Genomic DNA, 21634 nt, shown 5'->3' on the forward strand with positions numbered 1-21634 from the left:
ATGCGACCCAAAACACGGCGAGGGTCGCGATCCAAACGATGTCCATTCATTGCTCCTGCATCAAATCCATGAAACGGAGTTTTCTCTTCCGCGCATAAAAACAGGGCAGAGAGCCCGGTCGCTTGCATAAAGAAAGCGTAAAAATCGGAAGAGGAGACAACCCCCATGAAATGGACCTGGGTGCGCAGGCTGCTGCTCGGCGTGGTGCTGCTGGCTTTGCTGGCGGCCGGCGGCGTGTGGCTGCTGGTCCAGAGCATCGACCGCGGGGCCGTCATGGCGCGCGCGGTGCAGGAGGTCAAGACCGCCACCGGCCGTGATTTCGCCATCGACGGCAAGGTGCGCTTCCAGCTCTTTCCGAACATCGCGCTGGTGGCCGAAGGCGTTCGGCTGGGCAACACGTCCTGGGGCTCCCGGCCGGACATGGCGCGCATCCGGCAACTCGAAATGCATGTGGCGCTCAAGCCGCTGCTGTCGCGCCGCGTGGAGATCCGCAGCGTGGAGGTCCACGGCGTCGACCTGCTGCTGGAAACCAACGCCAGCACCGGCCAGGGCAACTGGAACATTGCGCGCGCCGACGCCGACCCCGGCGCCGACACGCAGGCCGAGCCCAAGGCCCCCGGCAAGGTGCAGGTGACGCTTTCGGAGTTCATTGCGCACGACAGCGTGCTGGCCTTTCACAGCGGACGCAGCGGCCGCACCGAAACCATCCGGATCGAAGCCCTGTCGCTCGCCAACGTGGGCGAAGCCCGGCCGGCCGAGTTCAACCAGCTGGATCTCGACGTGGTGTTCCACGAACAGAAGATCCACCTCGAAGGCCGTGTCGGCACGGTGCGTGCGGCACTTGCCGCCAACCGCTCGGTGCCGCTGGACCTGGCGCTCACCATGGAAGGCACGACGGCCACCGTCAAGGGCGACGTGGACCTGGGCCGTTCGGCGGGCCAGGCCCGCATGCGGGTGGACGCCAGCGTGCGCAACGCCGCCGCGCTCAACCGCATCGTGGGCGTCGCGCTGCCCGTGCCCCTGCCGGCCACCGTGCGCGCCGACCTGAACTGGCGCGCGCGCGAACTGGTGGTCGACCCCATCGAGCTGGAGACCAACGGCCAGTCCATCGGCGGTCGCATCGTGTGGGACCGCGCGGCCTCGCCGCCGGAGCTGGACATCGTGATGCGCGCCGACAGCCTGGACCTGGCGCGCCTGTACCGCGAGCCGGCCACGCCGCCCGCTGCCGCCGCGGCCAGCGGGCGCGTGTTCTCCGAGACGCCCTTCCCCGCCATCCACCTGCCCGAGCTGACCATCAAGACGGAGATGCACGTCGAGCGGCTTGTGTTGCCCACTGGCCTGGAGCTCACCAGCCTGCAAGGCAAGGCCACGGCGCATCCCGACCGGGTGGATGTCGCCCAGTTCGCCTTCGGGCTGGCGCGCGGCACCTTCAGCGTGTCGGGCTCGGTGCACACCGGCGACGGCCGCGAGGCGCCGCGGGTGAGCGCCAGCGTCAAGGCGCGCAACGTCGCCATGGACGCCTTGCTGGCGCTGCTGCGCCGGCAGGCCGTCATCGCCGGCGGCAGGACGCAGATGGACGCCAACCTGAGTGCTTCGGGTTCGTCGCTGCACGCCATCGCCGACTCGCTCGATGGCGAGGTGCGGCTGAAGATGGGTGCGGCGCAGTCGGTGCCGCGGCGCACGACGGGCGCCGAGACGCTGCTCACGGCGCTCATGCGCGCCCTCACCCCCATGCGCCGGCCCGACGAACCGGTCAAGATCAGCTGCGCCGCCGCACGTTTGCCGGTGCGCAACGGCACCATCGTGGTGGACCGCTCCATCGCCGCGGAAAGCGAGCGGCTGGACATCGTGATGTCGGGCGAAATCGACTTGGGCGCCGAGCGCATCGACCTGGCGATGCGCCCCACCGTCAAGAAGGGCACGGGGCTGGATCCGTCCAGCTTCGCGGGCCTCGTGAAAGTGGTGGGCACGCTTTCGCACCCGACGGTGGAAGTGAACATGGCGGGCACGGCGCGCGAGGCTGCGAGCATCAGCGCCGCGGTGGCCACCGGCGGGGCCACGCTGCTCGGCCAGCGACTGCTGGGCAAGGTGACGGACCCGCATCCCTGCGACTCCGCCTACAACGGCAGCGCGAGCACCTCGGCCGAATCACCCAAGACGGCGGCGCCAAAGAAAAAGGGCTTGCTTGCGCCGATCAGGAACGTGTTTGGCGGGTGACATCGGCGCATCCTTTGCGCGCGAAGATCAACGGCATCAACGCGTCGGCGCAAAGCAAAAAGGCCACCTGGAAAGGTGGCCTTTGCTTGCTGTGCCGCCGTCAACCGATGGTTGCGACAGCGAAAGTGGAGCGGGAGAAGAGTCTCGAACTCTCGACCTCAACCTTGGCAAGGTTGCGCTCTACCAACTGAGCTACTCCCGCATGAATTGCGTGCTGCGAATTATAGGGGGTCGCCCGTCTCGAATGCCGAGACGGCGCCGACCCCTGTCCGGCGCACGCAAAATGGCCTGTCTGGCGGCGTGCGCGGCGCGCTATCCTGCGCTTCCCACCGTTGCGGAACTACGCTCTCTACATGTCCTTGCAAACCCCTTCTCCGATGGCCGCAAATGCGCCGCTGAACCCCGACAGCTGCGACGTGTTCGTGATCGGCGGCGGACCGGCCGGCTCCACCATCGCAGCGCTGCTTGCGCAACAGGGCCGCAACGTGGTGCTCGTTGAAAAAGAACACCACCCGCGCTTTCACATCGGCGAGTCGCTGCTGCCGGCCAACGTGCAGTTGTTCGAGCGCCTGGGCGTGCGCGACCAGGTCGAGAAATTCGGCATGACCAAGTGGGGCATCGAGTTCGTGTCCATCGAACACGCGCACTGCAGCTACGTGGAATTCGCCGAAGCGTGGGACAAGACCATGCCTTCGGCCTGGCAGGTGCGCCGCTCCGACCTGGACGAGATGCTCTTTCGCCATGCCGCCACGCGCGGCGCGCAAACGCTGGAAGGCTGCAAGGTGCGCGACGTGGCCTTCGACGACGACGGCGCCACCGTACAGGCCGAGCTTGAAGACGGCACCCACCGCACATGGCGCGCGAAGTTCGTGGTGGACGCCACCGGCCGCGACACCTTCCTGGCCAACAAATTCCGCAGCAAGCAAAAGAACGAAGCGCACAACAGCACGGCCCTCTTCGGGCACTTTCGCGACGCGCGGCGGCTGGAAGGCAAGCGCGAGGGCAACATCAGCATCTGCTGGTTCCCGCACGGCTGGTTCTGGTTCATTCCGCTGGCCGATGGCACCACGAGCGTGGGCGCGGTGTGCTGGCCCTACTACCTGAAGTCGCGCGACAAGCCGCTCAGGGAATTCTTTCGCGACACCATCGCGATGTGCCCCGAACTGGCGGACCGCCTCAAGGACGCCACGCTGGTGGACGACGCGGTGCACGCCACGGGCAACTTCTCGTACAGCAGCACGCACGCCACCGGCGACCGCTACCTGATGCTGGGCGACGCCTTCACCTTCATCGACCCGATGTTCTCCTCGGGCGTCTACCTGGCCATGCACAGCGCCTTCGACGGCGCCGAGCTGGTGGCGACCGCGCTCGACCGTCCTGCCTTGCATGCGCAGGAACGCAAGGCCTTCGAGGAGATGATGCGCAAGGGACCGCGCGAGTATTCGTGGTTCATCTATCGCGCGACCAACCCGACGATCCGCGACATGTTCATGCATCCGGCCAATCCGCTGCGCGTGAAGGAAGGGCTGATGTCGCTGCTGGCCGGCGACATCTACGGCAACACGCCGATGTGGGGCGCGCTGCGCATGTTCAAGGTCATCTACTACCTGATCTCGCTGCGCCATTGGCGCCGCACGTGGAACGGATGGAAGCGGCACCGCTTCAACATCCGCGACATGGGCAAGCTGCGGGGCGAGACGGTTCTCAAGGGCGACTGAACAGACTCTGAAGCCAGGCGGCCTGCCTGCGCAGCACCGCCGCCGCAGTGACCTTCGCGCCACATCGCGCAAGGCCAACATGTGTGACTTTGAAACCGCATCGACGCATCATGCGGCATGGACACGACCGACCACTCCTCCATCCAGGCACTCCCGCTGCGCCTGGTCCCCGGCGACGACCTGAGGCGCGCACTGGAGCGCGCCGTCGCCGCGAGCGGCATGACAGCCGCCTTCGTGCTGTCCGGCATCGGCAGTCTTTCACCTGCGCAGATCCGGCTCGCAGGCGCTCCCGATGCCACGACTGTCGAGGGAGACACGGAGTTGCTCACGCTTTCAGGCAGCGTCGCGCCAACGGGTTCGCACCTGCATCTGAGCGTGGCCGACGCACAGGGCCGCGTGCTGGGTGGCCATGCCGCCTACGGATGCATCGTTCGCACGACCTCAGAGATCTTGTTGGCATTGTTGCCGCAGTGGCACTTCACACGTGAACCCGATCCCGCCACGGGTTGGGCCGAATTGGTCATCCGGCGATCGGACGCCACATAAATGGACACATGAACAAGCCCCCTCGCATTTGACGCATTCGCCAATGGTCTGAAAATGATGAGATGAACGATTCGAAATCCAGCGCCGACACGGCATCTTCATTGCCTGCGCTCCCTGACCACCTGTCCATCGACCCGCGCAGTCCGCACCACGTCGCCGCGGTCTTCGACCACGACATCGGCATCCGCTTCAACGACAAGGAGCGCCACGACGTGGAGGAGTACTGCATCAGCGAAGGCTGGATCAAGGTGCCCGCCGGCAAGACGGTGGACCGCAAGGGCAAGCCGCTGCTCATCAAGCTGAAGGGCAAAGTCGAAGTGTTCTACCGCTAGCGCCGCCGTTGGCCACCGCCTCCTGACCGGAGGCGGCATGGCACGCCGCCGCGGCCTGGTCTTCCCGGCGAGCTCCGTTCCGACTTTGGGGAGGGAACGCGCGACCCATTCAAAGAACTACAACAACGACGGTCCAACCGATGCGCATCCGCACACTCATCGCGCTCGCCACGGCATCCATCCTGGTCCCGATGCTGCTGGCAGCGGCCATCGCGTTCAACAAGGTCAAGGAGGGGGAACGACAGGCGGCCTTGCGAGGCCTGCACGAAACCGTTCGCGCCTCGGCGCTGCTGGTGGACCGCGACATCCAGCGCTCGCTGGGCGCGCTCGAGGTGCTCGGCAACTCGCCGTATCTCGATACGGGTGACTTCGAGTCCTTCTACAAGGATGCCGAGGCGATCAGCAGCGAGTCTGGCGTGAGGACCTTGCTGCTCGATGAGAAGGGAAGGCAGATCTTCAGCACGCTCCTGCCCTTCGAAACGCCGTCCCCGCGCAACGCGCCGAACGCGCGGCTCGCCAGCGTACTGGAAACGCAGCAGCCCCTGGTGTCCGATCTGTTTTGGGGCCGCTCCAGCGGCCGGCTGTTGACGGCCGTCTATGTGCCCGCCAAGGCGGCAGGCGGGCGCAAATACATCGTTGCACAGGCGTTTCCCGTCGACTACTGGCGGAAGGCGGCACTCGCAGTCAGGGGCCATCCCGAGTGGATCGTCCGCGTCATCGACCGGCAGGGGCGTTTCATCGCGCGCACCCAGGGTGGCGACGCGGTGCTCGGCGAGGGTGCGCGGCCGGAGCTGGTTGCAGCGGCGGCCAGCTCGCCGGAAGGCCTCGTGCGCTACACCACTTTCGAAAAGATCGATGCCTACGTGGCGTTCGCGCGTTCTTCGCTCACCGACTGGACCGTGGCCGTGTCGGCGCCCGTGAGCGTCATCGAGGCCGCGGCCCGGCATGCCGTGGTCTGGCTGCTGGCCGGCATGACCATCGCGACGGCGCTGGCCCTGTGCGGCGCCTATTTCTTTGGCCAGCAGATCGTGAATGCCGTCGCGGCCGCCTCGCGCGCCGCGCGTTCGCTCGGGCACGGTGAGCGCCCGGCGCCCTTTCGCACGGGCCTGACGGAGGTCAACGCACTCAACCGGGAACTGCTTCATGCGGGCGAACTGCTCGACAGCGAACGCAAGGCCCGCCGGGCGGCGGAAGCCCAGCGCGAGGAACTGCTGGCCAACGAAACGCGCGCCCGGGAAAGCGCCCAGCTGGAAAACCGGGCCAAGGACGAGTTCATGGCCCTGCTGGGGCACGAGTTGCGAAACCCGCTGGCCGCCATTGCAGGCGCCGTCGGACTGCTGGAGCGCTTTGCCAGCGACCCGAAGCGTTCGCCCCGCTACTACGACATCGTGCGTCGCCAGAGCCGGCATCTGGGCAACATCGTCGACGACCTGATGGACGTGAGCCTGCTGTTGTCCGGCAAGATCGCGCTGGACACGCGGCCGGTCGATCTGCTCGCGTGCATCCACGGCTGCGTGGAATCGATTCGCGACACGCCCGCCGCCGAGGGCTACGACATCGTGTTGCAACCGGCCGAACGGCCCCTGTGGGTGATGGCGGACCCGATGCGGCTGGAGCAGGTCATCAGCAACCTCGTCACCAACGCGTTGAAGTACTCGCGCCAGGGCATGGAAGTCCGCATCGAGGCCCGGGAGCGCGGCCGCAACGCGGTGATCGACATCAAGGACAACGGCGTGGGCATCACGGCGGACCTGCTGCCGCACATCTTCGAGCCCTTCGTGCAGGGACCGCCGCTGGCCAATCGCGTCAAGAGTGGCCTGGGCATCGGGCTCGTGCTGGTGAAGCATCTGGTCATGCTGCATGGCGGCACCGTTGCCGCGGTCAGCCAAGGCGCGGGCCAGGGCTGCACGTTCACGATTGCATTGCCTACGACCACGACGCGGCCGCCAGCGCCGTCGGCACTGCGGCCGAACGCTCCGTCGAAGACCGCGCGACAGGACTTCGCGATGAATGATCACGGCGACGCGCGCGGGACGCTGGTGGAAGGACGCAGCTTGTGAGGCTTGAGGCTTGAGGCTTGAGGCTTGCGGCTTGCGGCTTGCGGCTTGCGGGAGCCTGGCTGCCTCTCAACCCCCTTCCATCGGCCGCGAAGAACCCCGGCGTCGCAGCAGATACCACGCGGCAGGAACGACCAGCATGCTCAGCATGGGCGCCGTGATCATGCCGCCGACCATCGGCGCGGCGATGCGGCTCATCACCTCCGAGCCGGCGCCGCTGCCCCACAGGATGGGCAGCAGTCCCGCCATCACCACCGCCACCGTCATCGCCTTGGGCCGCACGCGCAGCACCGCACCTTCGCGGATCGCGGCGCGCAGGGTTTCGTCGTTCATCGGCTCGCCGGCAGCCTGCCGCCGGGCCAGCGCGTTCTTCAGGTAGACCAGCATGACGACGCCGAACTCCGCCGCCACGCCGGCCAGCGCAATGAAGCCCACCGCCGTGGCCACCGACACCGAGTGCCCCATCGCCCACACCAGCCAGAAGCCGCCGATGAGCGAGAAGGGCACGGCGGCCATCACCAGTGCCGCATCCGCGAACGACCTGAACAGCAAATACAGCAGCAGGAAGATGACGGCCAGCGTCACCGGCACCACGAGCTTGAGCCGCTCGGTCGCGCGCTCCAGGTATTCGAATTGGCCGGACCATGACAGCGCATAGCCCGCCGGCAACCTGACCGCCTTCGCGACGGCGGCCTGCATGTCCTGCACGGCGGAGCGAAGGTCGCGCCCGCGCACGTCCACATAGACCCAACCCGACAGGCGCGCGTTCTCGCTGCGCAGCATCGGCGGCCCGTCTTCGATGCTGATGCGCGCCACGTCCTGCAGCAGCAACTGCGCGCCCTTGTCGGTGACGAAGGGCAAGCTGCGCAGGCGCTCCAGCGAATCGCGGATCTCGCGCGGGTAGCGAACATTGATGGGATAGCGCTCGCGGCCCTGGATCAGTTCGCCCACGTTGTCGCCGCCAATGGCGGTGGCAACCACGGCCTGCACGTCGGCCACCGAGAGGCCGTAGCGCGCGGCCCTGGCGCGGTCCACGTCGACGTCGATGTAGCGCCCGCCCGTCAGCCTCTCGGCCAGCGCCGAGCTCACGCCCGGCACCTGCTTCACGGCCGCCTCGACCTGCGTCGTCAACGCGTCGATGGTGGCCAAGTCCGCCCCCGCGACCTTGATGCCCACGGGGCTCTTGATGCCGGTCGCCAGCATGTCGATGCGGTTGCGGATCGGCGGCACCCACACGTTGGACAGGCCCGGCACCTGCACGGCGCGGTCCAGTTCCTCGATCAGCCTGTCGGGCGTCATGCCCGCGCGCCACTGGTCGCGGGGCTTGAACTGGATGGTCGTCTCGAACATTTCCAGCGGCGCGGGATCGGTCGCCGTGTCGGCGCGGCCGGCCTTGCCGAACACGCGCGCCACCTCGGGCACCGTCTTGATGAGGCGATCGGTCTGCTGCAGCAGCTGCGAGGCCTTGGACACGGACAGGCCCGGCAGCGCGGAAGGCATGTAGAGCAGATCGCCTTCGTCCAGCGGCGGCATGAACTCTCCCCCCAGGCGCATCAAGGGCACGACGGTGAGCGCCAGCAACAGCGCCGCAGCGACCAGCGTCGCCTTCGGAAAACGCAGCACCGCTTCCAGCACCGGCCGGTAGGCGGCCATCAGCAGCCGGTTCACCGGGTTCGATGCTTCATGCGGAATGCGCCCGCGGACCAGGTAGCCCATGAGCACCGGAATGAGCGTCACCGACAGGCCGGCAGCCGCGGCCATTGCGTAGGTCTTGGTGAAGGCCAGTGGAGAAAACAGTCGCCCTTCCTGCGCCTCCAGCGAGAACACCGGCACGAAGGACAGCGTGATGACCAGCAGCGAATAAAAAAGGGCCGGCCCCACTTCCGTCGATGCCTCGCCGACGATCTTCCAGCGCTCGCCGGCACCCGGCGGGCGGCCGGCCTGCGTCTCGAAGGCTTCGAGATGCTTGTGCAGGTTTTCCACCATCACGATGGCGCCGTCGACCATGGCGCCGATGGCAATCGCAATGCCGCCGAGCGACATGATGTTGGCGTTGACGCCCTGCCATTGCATGACGACGAAGGCCGCCAGCACCCCGATGGGCAGCGCCACCACAGCCACCAGCGCCGAGCGCAAGTGAAACAGGAAGACGGCGCACACCAGGGCGACCACGATGAACTCTTCCACCAGCTTGTGGCGCAGGTTGTCGACCGCACGATCGATGAGCAAGGATCGGTCGTAGGTCGGAACGATCTCGACGCCGGCGGGCAGGCTGGCTTTCAGCGATTCCAGCTTCGTCTTCACCGCCTCGACCGTGCTGCGCGCGTTCTTGCCCGAGCGCATGACGACCACGCCGCCGGCCACTTCGCCCTCCCCGTCCAGTTCGGCGATGCCGCGTCGCATCTCCGGGCCGACCTGCACCGTGGCCACGTCGCGCAGCAATACCGGCGTGGCGCCGGACACCGACAGGGGAATGGTGCGGAAGTCGTCCAGCGAACGCAGGTAGCCGCGCGAGCGCACCATGTACTCGGCCTCGGCCAACTCCACCACGGACCCGCCGCTGGCCTGGTTGGCATTCTGGATGGCGGCCTTCACCACCGCCGCCGTGACGCCCAGTGCACGCAGGCGGTCGGGGTCCAGCACCACCTGGTATTGCCGCACCATGCCGCCGATGCTGGCGACCTCCGCCACGTCGGGCACGCTCTTGAGTTCGAACTTGAGGAACCAGTCGTTCAGCGCCCGCAGTTGCCCGAGGTCGTGACGGCCGGTGCGGTCGACCAGCGCGTATTCGTAGACCCAGCCGACGCCCGTCGCGTCGGGCCCGAGCGAGGCCACGGCGCCGGCGGGCAGCCTGCCCTGCACCTGGTTCAGGTACTCGACCACGCGCGAGCGCGCCCAGTAGGGATCGGTCTTGTCGTCGAAGAGCACGTAGACGAACGAATCGCCAAAGAAGGAATAGCCGCGCACCGTCTTCGCGCCGGGCACGCTGAGCATGGTGGTCGTCAGCGGATAGGTCACCAGATCCTCGACCACCTGCGGCGCCTTGCCGGGGTAGGGTGTGCGGATGATGACCTGCGTGTCCGACAGGTCCGGCAGCGCGTCCAGCGGAATGCGCGCGGCGGACCACAGGCCGGCGGCCACGAGGAACAGCGTCGCAAGCAGGACAAGCAGGCGGTTGCCGATGGACCAGCGGATGAGCGCGGCGATCATGGCTTGGACGCCGGTTCGGCGCGTGGAGGCGCGGCGGGCGGAGGTGCGGCGGGCGGGGATGCGGCGGTCGGCGGCGCGACGGGCGTCGTGTGCGAGCCGTGCGCGTCATGCGCGCCGTGGTCTGCCTGCGGCGCGGGCGTGGCCAGCGTCGTCGGCGTCGGCGGCGTCGGCGGCGTTGCAATTGCCGTCTCCGGCGTCGCCGCCGACATCGCCCCCAGCACCGAGCGCAATCGCGCTTCCGAGTCGATCAGGAACTGCCCACTCGCGACGACCTGCTCCCCTTCGCTGAGACCCTGCAGCACCTGCGTCTCATCGCCCAAGTCCGCGCCCGGCGACACATCGCGCGGCTCGAAAGCACCCGATTCCTTGCGCAAGATCACGACGGCACGCTTGCCGGTGCGAATGACCGCCTCCGACGGAACGACCAGCTGCGTGCTCGTTGCGCCGTCCAGGTGCAGCCGCAGCAGCATGCCCGGCACCAGCCTGCCTTGCCCGTTGTCGAGCTCGATGCGGGCCTTGAGCGTGCGCGTCGATGAACTGATCTCCGGCACGATCTCCGCGAGCCGTCCGTCGAAAGACAAGGACGCATCGGCCTGCAACTCGGCCTTCACCTTTTGCCCGGGCACGAGGCGCGCGGCCTGCGCTTCCGGGATGTCGGCCACGGCCCAGACCCTGTCGAGTCCGGCGATGCGAAACAGCGTCGTGCCCGGCGCCACCGCAACGCCCTCGCGCACGCCCAGTTCCGAAATGACGCCACTGGTCGGCGCACTCAACACGAATCGCGCCTGCGCCGTGCCGGCCTTCTCGCTCTGACGAACGAGTTCGGGCGGAATGGACATCGCCCGCAGCCGATCGCGCGCGGCGTCGACGACGTCCTGCGAAACGCCCGCGCGCTGCAGCGCGATCAACTCATTGAGCGGCCCGAGCCATTCGGGCGCGAAGATCGTCGCCAGCGCCTGGCCCTTGCGCACGCGCTCCATCGGCGCGCGCACCGACAGGTATTCCACATAGCCCGCCACGCGCGTCTGCACCGCCACGTTCAGCCGCTCATCGAACTGCACGGCGCCGACCGCGTCGAAGGAAGACGAAAGCGCCGCTCGCCGCACCGTCGCCAGGCGAATGCCCAGGTTCTGCTGCACGCCGGCGTTCACCCTGACGCCGCCGCTGCCGGACTCGCTGTCCGCGTACATGGGCACCAGCTGCATGTCCATGAAGGGCGACTTGCCGGGCTTGTCGAAGCGCGGCCCCGGCACCATGGGGTCGTGCCAGTAGAGGATCTTGCGGCCGTCCGTGCCGGCCTCGGGCGCTTGCGATGCAGCCGTCGGCGACGCCGGGGCCGCGTCGTGCGTCCGGCCCGCTTCGCGTCCCAGAAGAAAGGCGCCTGCGGCGATGCCGAGCGCGGCGAGGATCGCCAAGGTCGTGATCGTCGTGCGGTTCATGGTGCGAGCTCCACGGAGAGTGGCCGGAAGGCCAGTTGGGCATCGGTCCTGGCCAAGTCACGCTGCAGCGCCAGCAGCTTGCGCTGCGCCTCGGTGTGCGCATGGCGCGCCTCGAACAGCGTGAGCAGACTGGCCTGGTTGGAGCGGTAAGCCGCCAGCGCCGCGGCCGTGCGTTGCGCAGCCGGGGTCAGCACGCCGGCGCGATAGCGCTCGATGCGCTCGCGCAGATTCTGGCCGTCGCTCTTGAGTGCGCGGTACTGGGCCGCGGCCGCGCGCGTGGCCTCGGCCAAGTCGCTTTCCGCCTTGTCGACCAGCGCCAGTCTGGCCGCCGTTTCGCGGTCCTGGCGCTCGCCGGGGGACACGGGCAAGGGGATGCTGACGCCCACCGTCAGCATGTCGGAATAACCGGTGCGCTGGCCGTAGCCTGCCTCCCAGGTCCAGTTCGGCGCGCGGTTGGATTGGGCCACCGCGGCAGCCTGCCGGGCGACTTCCACTTCGCGCTGCAGGGCGAGGACGGAAGGATGGCTGGCCACGTAGGCGTCCTCCGTGGCGGACGAAGCGCTGGCAGCAATTCGAGGCGCCGCCAGTTCGTCGGACATCACACCCGTCCAGCGCTGCAGCGCCAATCGGTCGGCGTTCTGTTGTTGCCGCCAGTCGGCCGAGTCGTCCTGTGAACTGCCCTTGGCGGCGACGAGCGCCAGCACCTCCTGGCTGCCGCCCGCGGCGGACGCCAGGCGTGCGCGGGCGGCTTCGAGTTCCTCGTGCGCGTGGTGCTCCATGCTCGTCGTGAGCTTGAGCATTTCGTCCGCGTAGACGGCATCCAGAAAGGCCAGCGTGGTCTGCAGTCGCGTCTCCGCCAAGGCTGCCTGCGCCTGCACGGCTTCACGCTGGACCGTGGCTTCAGCGGCCGCCGTGCGCGCGCTGCGCTTGTCCTGCGACAGCCATTCCTGGCTGATGCCGATGCGCTTCATCGTCATCGAGTCCTGCGTGGTGCTGAAGCGGTCCGGCCCGGTGATGGGGAGGTTTTCGATGCCCACGCGCAGCACCGGGTCCGGCAACTGGCCGGCCGCGCGCGAGGCTTCGGTGGCACTGCGCACGCCGGCGCGGGCGGCACGCGCGGCTTCGGAACGCTCGACGGCCAGTTGCAGTGCCGTCTCCAGGGTCAAGGGCGCCGCCTGGATCTGGCCAGGCAGGCAGGCGGCGGCGAGCAACAGCGCGGCATGCGAAATGGGAAAGAACATGAAATCTCCGACGACGACCAACGAAGCACATGCCGGCAGGCGAACACGCCCTGCCGGCACCTGTCAGGCGACGGAAATTTCAAACGCGCAGTCTGCGCGTGGCGAGGAAAACAGGATCGGGTGGAGGTCGGGGCTCCACCCCGGCGGCCGGCGAAAACCCCGGGCCTTGCGCAATGGACACCAGCGGCACGATCAGCACCTGCACGATGGCAGGCAGCGACGGCGTGGGCACCTTGAGGGGCTCGAGGGACAGCGGCGCCGCGGCCGAGTGCTGGTGGCACAGCACGGGCTGCGCCGTGTCCATGCCTTCGCAGGGCTGGCCCGATGCCATCATGTCGGCCATGACCGCTGCGTCTTTCATGCCCGGGCATTCATAGCCCGCCAGCGCCGCCTGCGAAAAGAGCAGCGACAGCATCACCACGAGCGCGGTAACGCAGCGGGAGATGCTTGAGTGGGCGCGACGGCGGAACATGAAGGCGCCAGTCTAGCGGGACCGGGCGCGCGGCCAAAGCGCGACCCCGGCGCCCCGAGGGATTCATCAGCCCCCGAAGGTCCTGGCTCCTGTGGAGGTCGGACGTTCGGGGTGCATGCCGACGATGCGAAAGCTACTTGCGCGTGATCACCACCTCAAGGTATTCACTCGGCACCACCAGCGAGCCCGGCCCCGCACGGTTCAGACGCTCCAGCAGTTCGGTGAAGTCCTTCTCCAGCTCCTGCCCCTTGTCGGCCGGCAGCGCGGCAAAGGCCTTGTGGATCGGCCCGTACCAGTTGCGGAACACCTCGATGAAATGCGCCGCCGAGCGGTAGCGGAAGTTGAACTCGCGCGGCGTCACCTGGATCGACGACGCCCCCGCCTCAAAAAGCGCCTGCAGGTGCGCTTCGGTGCCCCACAGCGAGGGCGACTGCGCACCGGCGGGCGGCGGCACGTGGCGACCCAGCGTCTTGAACACCTGGCCGATGAAGCCCGCGGGCGTCCAGTTGGCCAGCCCGATGCGTCCGCCCGGACGGCACACGCGCAGCATCTCCGAAGCCGACTTGGCGTGGTCGGGCGCGAACATGACGCCGAAGGTCGACAGCACTGCGTCAAAAGTCGCGTCGGCATAGGGCAGCGCCTCGGCGTCGGCTACCTCGAACTTGACGTCCAGTCCCTCCGCGGCGGCGCGCTGCGCACCCTTGTCGAGCAGGCTCGCCACGTAGTCGGTCGACACCACGGCGCAGCCGCGACGTGCCGCCGCCAGCGTGGCGTTGCCGTTGCCGGCGGCAACGTCCAGCACGCTTTCATCCCAGCGCAGGTCGCAGGCTTCGGCGAGGCGTTCGCCGACGATCTGCAAGGTGGTGCCGACAACGGCATAGTTGCCGCTGGCCCAGGCGGCCTGCTGGCGGGTCTTGAGCGCGGCGAGATCGATGGTCGGGTTCATGGTGCTTCCTCTTTGAACTTGAGAAAAAGAATGGACCGGACCGCGATCCGGCGGTGCGTCCGGTGCCCTGATTGCACCGCCCCTGGCCCCCTGTCGTCCTGATCGTGCGTCCGGCGCGCTTGACCGGGCGTCCGCATTTCGCGGCGCACCACTCGCGGCGTTGACGGCGCGTCCGGCGTTCTTGTCCGAGCGTCCTGCGCGCCCACGCCAGCGCCGGCTCCCCTTGGCGCCCATGGCGAAGGCGACCACAATTCCGACCGCTACAGCCCGGAGGATTCCGATGCACACGTCGAACGAGCTTGCGGCCGCGCTGAATCGCGCCAAGAGCGTCCTGGAGCGGCGCCCCGAAATGGGCCTGCACGATGACGCCAGCGCCACCGCGCACTGGACCGGTGGCACGCGCGTGAACACGCGGCATGCCAACGGCGCGCAGTTCGAGACCGACTTGCCCGCCGAGCTCGGAGGCACCGGCGATCGCGTCACGCCCGGCTGGCTGTTTCGTGCGGGCCTGGCCTCGTGCGCTGCCACGTCGATTGCGATGGCCGCGGCCACGGAAGGCATTGAGCTGACCGGGCTCGAAGTGCGCGCCGACAGCCGCTCGGACACGCGCGGCATGCTCGGCATGGCCGAAGCCGACGGCCATCCGGTCAGTTGCGGCCCGCAGGAGGTACGGCTGCGGGTGCGCATCGCCGCGCCCGGCGTGCCCTCGCACCGCCTGCGAAAGCTGGTGGAGGAAGCATGCCGGCGCTCACCGGTGCCCAACGCGGTGACGGGCAGCGTGCCGCTCCTGCTGCACATCGACGACGTCGACGGCTGAAGAAGAAAGGCGCGTGATGGACGCCCTGTCGGAAACCTTGCGCGTGGTGCGGCTGGTGGGCGCCATCTTCATCCACGGGCGCTTCACCGCGCCGTGGTGCTACCAGTCGCCGCGCGCCGACACCGCCGCGCCGCTGCTGGAGCCCTCGGCGGAGCGCGTGGTCATTTTTCACCTGATCACCGAAGGCGATTGCTTTGTCGAGATGCCTGGCGAAGCGCCGGTGCACCTGGTGGCGGGCGACGCCGTGATCTTTCCGCAGGGCGACGCACACCTCATGACGTCGGCGCCTGGCGTGCCGCCTGCCACGGGCGGCGCCCGGCTCGACGCGGTGCTGGCGCGCCGGCCCCGGCTGCTGGCCTATGGCGGGGGCGGTGCGACCACGCGGCTGGTGTGCGGCTATCTCGCGTGCGACGCGCGACTGGCGCGACTGCTGCTGGCGGGTTTGCCGCCGCTGGTGCATGTCAACGTCCGCGGCTCGAACGCGGGCGTGTGGCTGGAAGCCTCGCTGCGCTACGCGCTGGCCGAGGCGCGCTCCCCCAGGCCCGGCGGCGCGGGCGTGCTGGCCAAGCTGGCCGAAGTGCTGTTCATCGAAGTGCTGCGCCTGTACATGAACGAACAGGGCGCGACGGACCGCACCGGCTGGCTCGCCGGCGTGGGCGACCGCATCGTCGGCGCGGCGCTGGCCCTGCTGCACCAACGGCCGGCGCACGCCTGGAGCCTGGAAGAACTGGCGCGTGAGTCGGGCACGTCGCGGTCGGTGCTGGCCGAGCGATTCCAGCTGCTGGTGGGCACCTCGCCGATGCAGTACCTCACGCAATGGCGCATGCTCCTGGCGGCCAACCTGCTGACGCGCAGCACCGCGCCGCTGTCGCGCATCGCGGAGGACGTGGGGTATCAGACGGACAGCGCCTTCAGCCGGGCTTTCCGTCGTGAATACGGTGCGCCGCCCGCTGCGTGGCGGCGCCGTCAGGTCGTGGGCGAGGTGCGGCCGACAACAACTCCCTGCTGACAGGCCGTCAGGGCGCGCTGCCCGCCTTCAGCGGATAGCCCGCTTCGCGCCACGCCTTCATGCCGCCGTCGAGCGCGACGGCGTGCAGGAAGCCCATCTCGCGCAAGGTCGATGCGGCGAGGGTCGAGATGTACCCCAGCTCGCAGCAGGTGAGGATGCGCCGCGTCGGGTCGGGCAGTTCCTGGTTCACGCGAAGTTCGAGTTGCCCGCGCGGCAGCAGGCGCGCGCCGGGCACGTGGCCGGCTTCGAAGGCATCGCGCTCGCGCACGTCGAGCACGATGAGGTCGTCCTCTCCGGCTTCCACGCGCGACTTGAGTTCGGCCAGCGACATGAAGGGCACGGTGGCCGTGGCTTCGGCCAGCAGGCGCGCCACGGTCTTGCCGCCGCTCATGTTCGTGCGCAGCGCCTCGGTGATGTGCGTGGGCATCGTGAGGTTGAGGCTGTGCATCATCTCCACGAACTCCGCCGGATCGCGCTTTTGCAGGCGCGGGTTCGACGCGATCTCGTCGGCGATGGTCGAGTGGCTGCGACCCTTGTAGTCGTGGGCCGGGTACACCTTCAGGCTTGGGTCGAGCTTGAGCAGCTTGTTGAACAAGCTGTCGTGCAGCGCCTGCGCGTCGCCGCTGGGCAGGTCGGTGCGGCCGGTGCCGCCGATGAGCAGCGTGTCGCCGGTGAACACGCGGTCGTCCACCTGCAGGCACATCGAATCGGCGGTGTGGCCCGGCGTGTGCAGGGCGCGCAGGCGCAGCTTGCCCAGCACCACCATTTCACCATCGGCCAGCCGCATGTCGACGAAAGGCGCCGGGCTCTTGCGGTGCATGATGACCGGCACGTCGAGCTGGCGCGCCAGCTCCTTCGTCGCGGAAAAGTGATCGGCGTGCGTGTGCGTGTCGATCAGGTAGCGGATGCGCACGCCGTCGCGCGAAGCCAGCGCGATGTAGTGGTCGATCTGGCTCAGCTCCGGGTCGATCAGCGCGGCGGCAAAGCTGGCCTCGCAGCCGATGAGGTACGACTGGCAACCGCCGGTGGCGATTTGCTCGAAGATCATCGCGCCGTGCCCTGCGCCGCCCGTTCGACTGTTCGCTCAGCCTGGCTGCTTGACGACGCGCAGGTAGGGCTTGGGCGCCTTCCAGCCGTCGGGGAAGAGCTTCTTCGCATCGTCGTCCGACACCGAGCCGGCAATGATGACGTCCTCGCCATGCTTCCAGTTGACCGGCGTCGCCACCTTGTGCGCCGCAGTGAGCTGCATGGAGTCGATCACGCGCAGGATCTCGTCGAAGTTGCGGCCCGTGGTCATCGGGTAGGTGAGCATCAGCTTGATCTTCTTGTCGGGGCCGATGATGAACACCGAGCGCACCGTGGCGTTGGTGGCCGCCGTGCGGCCTTCCGACGTGCCGGGCTCTTCGGCCGGCAGCATGTTGTAGAGCTTGGCCACCGCCAGGTCGGTGTCGCCGATCATGGGGTAGTTGGGCAGGTAGCCCTGGGTTTCCTCGATGTCCCTGGCCCAGCGTTCATGGGCGTCGACCGGGTCGATGCTCAGGCCGATGAGCTTGGTGTTGCGCTTGGTGAACTCCGGCTCGATCTTCGCCATGTAGCCCAGCTCGGTGGTGCACACGGGCGTGAAGTCCTTGGGGTGCGAAAACAGCACGGCCCACTTGTCGCCGATCCAGTCATGGAACTTGATGGGCCCCTGGGTGGTGTTGGCCGTGAAATCGGGTGTGACGTCGTTGATGCGCAGTGACATGACCGCTCCTCGAGCTCGTTGAAGATGATGACTCCCGCTCGCTGTCCCTCCAAGGCCTGCACGGGCGGGCAGAAAGTACACCACGTTCGCAAAGCGCCGGCAAGCGGGGCGCGGGACACCCTTCTCGCGTCCCGAGCAACGCTACGCGGCCTTGAGCATGTCGCGCACCTTGCGCGCCAGCACGTGCAGGTCGAAAGGGCTGCCCAGCCAGGCCATGCCCCCGTCCGCGGCGCTGTTCCCCACCGCGGCGCTCTCCTCATGGCCGGTGGCAAAGAGCACCTTCAGCCCGGGCCGGACGGAGCGGGCAGCCTGCGCCAGCTGCAGCCCGCTCATGCCGCCGGGCAGGCCGGGATCGACGATCAGCAAATCGACCTGCTGCGTTGACTTCAGCAGCTTCAGGCCCGCGAAGCCATCGACGGCTTCGAGGATCCGGTAGCCGGCATCGGCCAGCGCCTCGCCGATGCACATGCGCACCGTCGGCTCGCCATCGATGAGGAGCACCACCTTGCCTTCGCCGCAGCGATCAGGTTGTCCGTTGCCTGCGTCTGCATGCTCTTCGAGACGCGGCAGGCAGAGGCGCACCGTCGTACCGCGGCCCGGCGCGGAGTCGACGCACACCCGGCCGCCCGACTGGCGCACAAAGCTGTCGACCATCGGCAGCCCGATGCCGGTGCCCTGGCCCGAGGGCTTGGTGGTGAAGAAGGGTTCGAAAACGTGGGCCAGGACCTCGGGCGTCATGCCCTTGCCGGTGTCGGTCACGCTCAGCACGACGAACGGTCCTGCGGGCAGGTCGCACGCTGCGGCCGCCTCCTGGTCGAGCCACTGGTTGCGCGTCCCGATGTCGAGGCGCCCGCCGCCGGGCATGGCGTCGCGCGCGTTGTGGCACAGGATCAGCAAGGCTTCTTCGAGCTGGTCGGGGTCGATGTGGGCGCTCCACCCATCGCCTTCGCCAATGACTTCGACATGAACGTCCGGCCCCATCGTTTGCCGCACCATCTCTTCCATGTCGCTCACCACACGGTGGACCGGGGTCGGCTGGCGGTCCGGCGCCCGCCTGCGCGCAAGGCCCAGGTGGCGATGGCTGAGCGTCGCCGCGCGCTTGACGGCGTCCAACGCCGCCGTCACATAGCGATCGATGGGCGCCAGCTCGCCACGCGCCGTGCGCGACTGGATCAACTGCAGGCTGCCGCCGATGCCCGCCAGCAGGCTGTCGAAGTGGTGGGCCACGTCGGGGGGCGCGGCGGCGTCCTCCTCTCCGTCAGGCCCGGGCAAAGCATCCTCCAGCGAGCCGGCGCGCTCCTTCTCCAGCGTGATGTCGCGGCCGCTGCAATAGACCACGCCGTCCTCGGGAACGCCGACCCAGGAGATCCAGCGGTAGCGCCCGTCCTTGCAGCGGATCCGGTTGGGGAACTGGCTGATCCGCAAGCCTTGCCGCGTGCGACCGAATTCCACCCGCGAGCGCTCGACATCGTCGGGGTGAATCAACTCGATGATCGACACGCTCGCCACCTCTTGCGGCGACCAGCCCAGGATCGCCTGCCATGCGGGGTTGGAGGTCTGGAAGTAGCCTTGGTGATTGACCGTGCCCAGCAGCGCCGGACTGATCTCCCAGGCCCGCCCGCGGGCCTGGGCGTGCTCGATGACCTTGCGCTCGATCTCGGCGTTCAGGCGCTGCAGCCGCGCCTCGACGGCCTTGCGCCGCGTGACGTCAAAGCTTTCTCCGGGAAAGCGCAGCGGCTTGCCGTCGGCGTCCATTTCGCAGCGCCCTTCCGCGACGACCCAGACTTCACGGCCGTCCGGCCGGAGCAGGCGGTATTCCTCGTAGAAGGGCTCGCCGGTCTGCATGGCCGTGAAGATGTTCGCCCGCACGCGCGCGACGTCGTCCGGATGAACGGCGTGAAAGAACTCGCCGATCGGTGCACCGGCGGCCGCCTTCCCGGGGTCCACGCCGTAGAGGCGAGCGACGCGCTCGTCGGCGAACAGGCGGTCGTTGGGAATGTCCCAGTCCCAGGTGCCGATGCCTCGCCCGCCGGTCAGGGCCGAATGCAGGCGCTCCTCGCTCTGCACCAGGTTGCGTTGCGCCATCAACAGTTCGGTCGTCTCGGTGTACTGGAACAGCACGCCGCCGATGCCCTGCGGCGCGCTGGCGTCGTCGATGGGGCCGGCTGTGACGGTCCACCAGCTGTCTTGCTGCACGCCGTCGCGGCTGACCGGCATCCACTGGCTGCCCTGCGGGATGGGCTCGTGGCCCTGCATGACCCGCTCGACCTGCGGTGCGATGGCGTTCCAGCGGCTGCCGCAGGCGTCGCGGCCCGACAGCCCGGTGGCATCGACGCGCCGCGTCGCGCCAATCGAGTGGGCATAGGCGTCGTTGCACAGGAAGATGGCCTCGGCCCCCCAGAAGATGCACACCGGGTGCCGCGCGTTGAGCATCAGGCGCACGGCCGTTCGCAGACCCTGCGGCCAGTTTGCCGGTGGACCCAGAGGGGTCGAAGCCCCATCGTGGGAGCGCAGATGTGCGCCCATTTCGCCGCCTTCGCGCAGGAAGGTCAGGCCCGCCCTGTTGTCGTTCGAATTCATGTCTGGCCGTCAACGAAACCCGCCCCGGCATCAAAGCCGCCAGGACGAATCACTCGCTTGCATTCCGCACTCGCCGCCATCAACCCTCCCGGTCGGCGAGCCCCCTTGAGAACACCGGCGAATCTACTTCACTGCACCACGGCTGTCGACGACGAAGATGCAACCGAAGGGGCGGGCGCCTGGCGCGGCAGGAAGTTCATCGCCACCTCGCCGGTGCTTCCGGCGCGCACGACGCGGTGGATGAAGTCCAGCTTCTGGATGACCGGCGGCACGATGATGAAGGGATAGCTGTCGTGCGAGCCCAGGCTTCGGTCCATCGCATTGATGAACTGCGACACGGGCAGCCATTGCTCCACCACCGTCTGCATGATGGTTTCGGCGCTCAGGTCGAGCGGGCGCACGGCCAGTTCCGGCCCGTTGGGCAGCGCGAAGTCCAGGTGCGTGCCCCAGGATGCGGCCGTTTCCAGCCCGTCCACCATGTGCAGGTAGTGCGCCCAGGTTTCGGCCCAGTCTTCCCAGGGGTGCGAACTGGCGTAGGCGCTGATGAAGCGTTGCGGCCAGTCGGCCACCGGCGATGCGTAGTGCTTCTTCAGCGCTTGCGCATAGTCGGCGCGCTCGTCGCCGAAGAGCGCGCGGAATTCGTCGATCCACGGGGTGCCGCGCACCAGCCGGTCCCAGTAGTAGTGGCCGATCTCGTGCCGAAAATGCCCCAGCAAGGTGCGGTATGGCTCGTGCATCGACAGGCGGATGCGTTCACGCCGGGCGTCGTCGGCCTCCGCGATGTTGAGCGTGATGACGCCTTCGTCATGGCCGGTGAGCACGCGATCCTTCTCGTTCACCTGTTCGAGGAACTCGAAGGACAGGCCGTTGTCCGGATCCTGCAGCTTGTTCGGCGTGGGCAGCACCAGTTCCACCAGCGTGTAGAACAGGCGTCGCTTGGCCTGCTCCAGCGCGGCCCAGTAGCCGTGGTTCTCCGGCTTGGCGAGCGCGGGAATCGTGTGCGTGGTGCGGCACGAAAGGCAATGGTGATGCTCGACGTCGGCCGCCACCATCCAGTTGCAGACGTTCTGCTCCCGGTTCACGCAGGGCTTGTACGCCGTGCCGGGCGCGCCCAATCGCGACCAGGCCTCTTCGGCGGCTTCGAAGGCGACCATGCCTTGCTCGTCCGGCGCATAGCCCAGGGTGGAGTGGCAGGTTTCGCAGCTCAGGTTCTCGAAAAAGACGCGGTTGCCGCAGTTCGAGCATGTCAGTTGTTTCACGGGGTCCTTAGAGGTTCAGCGGCGCTTGGTTGGCACGCGAGGGTGCG

At 68.1% G+C, this 21634-nt stretch carries 16 protein-coding genes and 1 tRNA gene; 7 read left to right on the top strand and 10 right to left on the bottom strand.

The genetic code is table 11. The features are described 5' to 3' along the window. Positions 1 to 165: 165 nt before the first annotated feature. Complete coding sequence (locus QTI66_RS30805) at positions 166 to 2217, top strand: AsmA family protein (RefSeq protein ID WP_286564118.1); 2052 nt, start codon at positions 166 to 168, stop codon at positions 2215 to 2217. A gap of 126 nt (positions 2218 to 2343) precedes the next feature. On the opposite strand, the gene QTI66_RS30810 is transcribed toward QTI66_RS30805, so the two are convergent. Continuing rightward, positions 2344 to 2419: transfer RNA gene (locus QTI66_RS30810), tRNA-Gly, on the bottom strand. A gap of 151 nt (positions 2420 to 2570) precedes the next feature. Between QTI66_RS30810 and QTI66_RS30815 the strand changes: the two genes are divergently transcribed. From QTI66_RS30815 to QTI66_RS30830, 4 genes are all read left to right on the top strand, one after another. Continuing rightward, on the top strand, positions 2571 to 3935 hold the full coding sequence (locus tag QTI66_RS30815) for an NAD(P)/FAD-dependent oxidoreductase (protein WP_286564120.1): 1365 nt from the start codon (positions 2571 to 2573) through the stop codon (positions 3933 to 3935). A gap of 141 nt (positions 3936 to 4076) precedes the next feature. Further along, positions 4077 to 4481 carry a PPC domain-containing DNA-binding protein gene (locus tag QTI66_RS30820; RefSeq protein WP_286564172.1) on the top strand — a complete coding sequence of 135 codons (405 nt, stop codon included), beginning with the start codon at positions 4077 to 4079 and terminating at the stop codon, positions 4479 to 4481. Between the two features lie 62 nt (positions 4482 to 4543). Further along, positions 4544 to 4813, top strand: a complete 270-nt coding sequence (locus QTI66_RS30825; protein WP_286564121.1) for a DUF3297 family protein — start codon at positions 4544 to 4546, stop codon at positions 4811 to 4813. A 140-nt stretch (positions 4814 to 4953) separates the two neighbouring features. Then, positions 4954 to 6873 (top strand): sensor histidine kinase, encoded by a 1920-nt coding sequence (locus QTI66_RS30830; protein ID WP_286564123.1) that lies wholly within the window; start codon positions 4954 to 4956, stop codon positions 6871 to 6873. A 66-nt stretch (positions 6874 to 6939) separates the two neighbouring features. Here the strand turns inward: QTI66_RS30830 and QTI66_RS30835 are convergent, their stop codons facing one another. The 5 genes from QTI66_RS30835 to QTI66_RS30855 form a co-directional block, all read right to left on the bottom strand. Then, positions 6940 to 10080 (bottom strand): efflux RND transporter permease subunit, encoded by a 3141-nt coding sequence (locus QTI66_RS30835; protein WP_286564125.1) that lies wholly within the window; start codon positions 10078 to 10080, stop codon positions 6940 to 6942. Continuing rightward, positions 10077 to 11519, bottom strand: coding sequence for an efflux RND transporter periplasmic adaptor subunit (locus QTI66_RS30840; RefSeq protein ID WP_286564126.1), 1443 nt, complete (start codon positions 11517 to 11519; stop codon positions 10077 to 10079). The genes QTI66_RS30835 and QTI66_RS30840 overlap by 4 nt, the downstream gene beginning before the upstream one ends. Next, the gene (locus QTI66_RS30845; RefSeq protein ID WP_286564129.1) at positions 11516 to 12760 is read right to left on the bottom strand and encodes a TolC family protein; all 1245 of its coding nucleotides are present in this window, start codon (positions 12758 to 12760) and stop codon (positions 11516 to 11518) included. Before QTI66_RS30845 ends, QTI66_RS30840 begins: the two co-directional genes overlap by 4 nt. A 79-nt stretch (positions 12761 to 12839) precedes the next feature. Beyond that, positions 12840 to 13232 (bottom strand): hypothetical protein, encoded by a 393-nt coding sequence (locus QTI66_RS30850; protein WP_286564131.1) that lies wholly within the window; start codon positions 13230 to 13232, stop codon positions 12840 to 12842. Positions 13233 to 13365: 133 nt separating this feature from the next. After that, a complete protein-coding gene (locus QTI66_RS30855) occupies positions 13366 to 14178 on the bottom strand; it encodes a class I SAM-dependent methyltransferase (protein ID WP_286564133.1) in 813 nt (270 codons plus the stop codon). A gap of 280 nt (positions 14179 to 14458) precedes the next feature. Between QTI66_RS30855 and QTI66_RS30860 the strand changes: the two genes are divergently transcribed. Together QTI66_RS30860 and QTI66_RS30865 are read left to right on the top strand one after the other, a co-directional pair. Beyond that, a complete protein-coding gene (locus tag QTI66_RS30860; RefSeq protein ID WP_286564135.1) occupies positions 14459 to 14995 on the top strand; it encodes an OsmC family protein in 537 nt (178 codons plus the stop codon). 16 nt (positions 14996 to 15011) lie between these two features. After that, a complete protein-coding gene (locus tag QTI66_RS30865) occupies positions 15012 to 16004 on the top strand; it encodes an AraC family transcriptional regulator (protein ID WP_286564137.1) in 993 nt (330 codons plus the stop codon). A 7-nt stretch (positions 16005 to 16011) separates the two neighbouring features. Here QTI66_RS30865 and QTI66_RS30870 read toward each other — a convergent pair whose 3' ends face one another. From QTI66_RS30870 to QTI66_RS30885, 4 genes are all read right to left on the bottom strand, one after another. Further along, positions 16012 to 17052, bottom strand: a complete 1041-nt coding sequence (locus tag QTI66_RS30870) for an MBL fold metallo-hydrolase (protein ID WP_286564139.1) — start codon at positions 17050 to 17052, stop codon at positions 16012 to 16014. A gap of 36 nt (positions 17053 to 17088) precedes the next feature. Next, positions 17089 to 17748: a peroxiredoxin gene (locus tag QTI66_RS30875; RefSeq protein ID WP_286564140.1), complete on the bottom strand. Its 660-nt coding sequence runs from the start codon at positions 17746 to 17748 to the stop codon at positions 17089 to 17091. A 141-nt stretch (positions 17749 to 17889) separates the two neighbouring features. Next, positions 17890 to 20328 (bottom strand): PAS domain-containing protein, encoded by a 2439-nt coding sequence (locus QTI66_RS30880; protein ID WP_286564141.1) that lies wholly within the window; start codon positions 20326 to 20328, stop codon positions 17890 to 17892. Between the two features lie 128 nt (positions 20329 to 20456). Next, a complete protein-coding gene (locus tag QTI66_RS30885; RefSeq protein WP_286564142.1) occupies positions 20457 to 21587 on the bottom strand; it encodes a zinc-binding metallopeptidase family protein in 1131 nt (376 codons plus the stop codon). Positions 21588 to 21634: the final 47 nt, after the last annotated feature.

The organism is Variovorax brevis (assembly GCF_030317105.1).
Taxonomy (GTDB): domain Bacteria; phylum Pseudomonadota; class Gammaproteobacteria; order Burkholderiales; family Burkholderiaceae_C; genus Variovorax; species Variovorax brevis.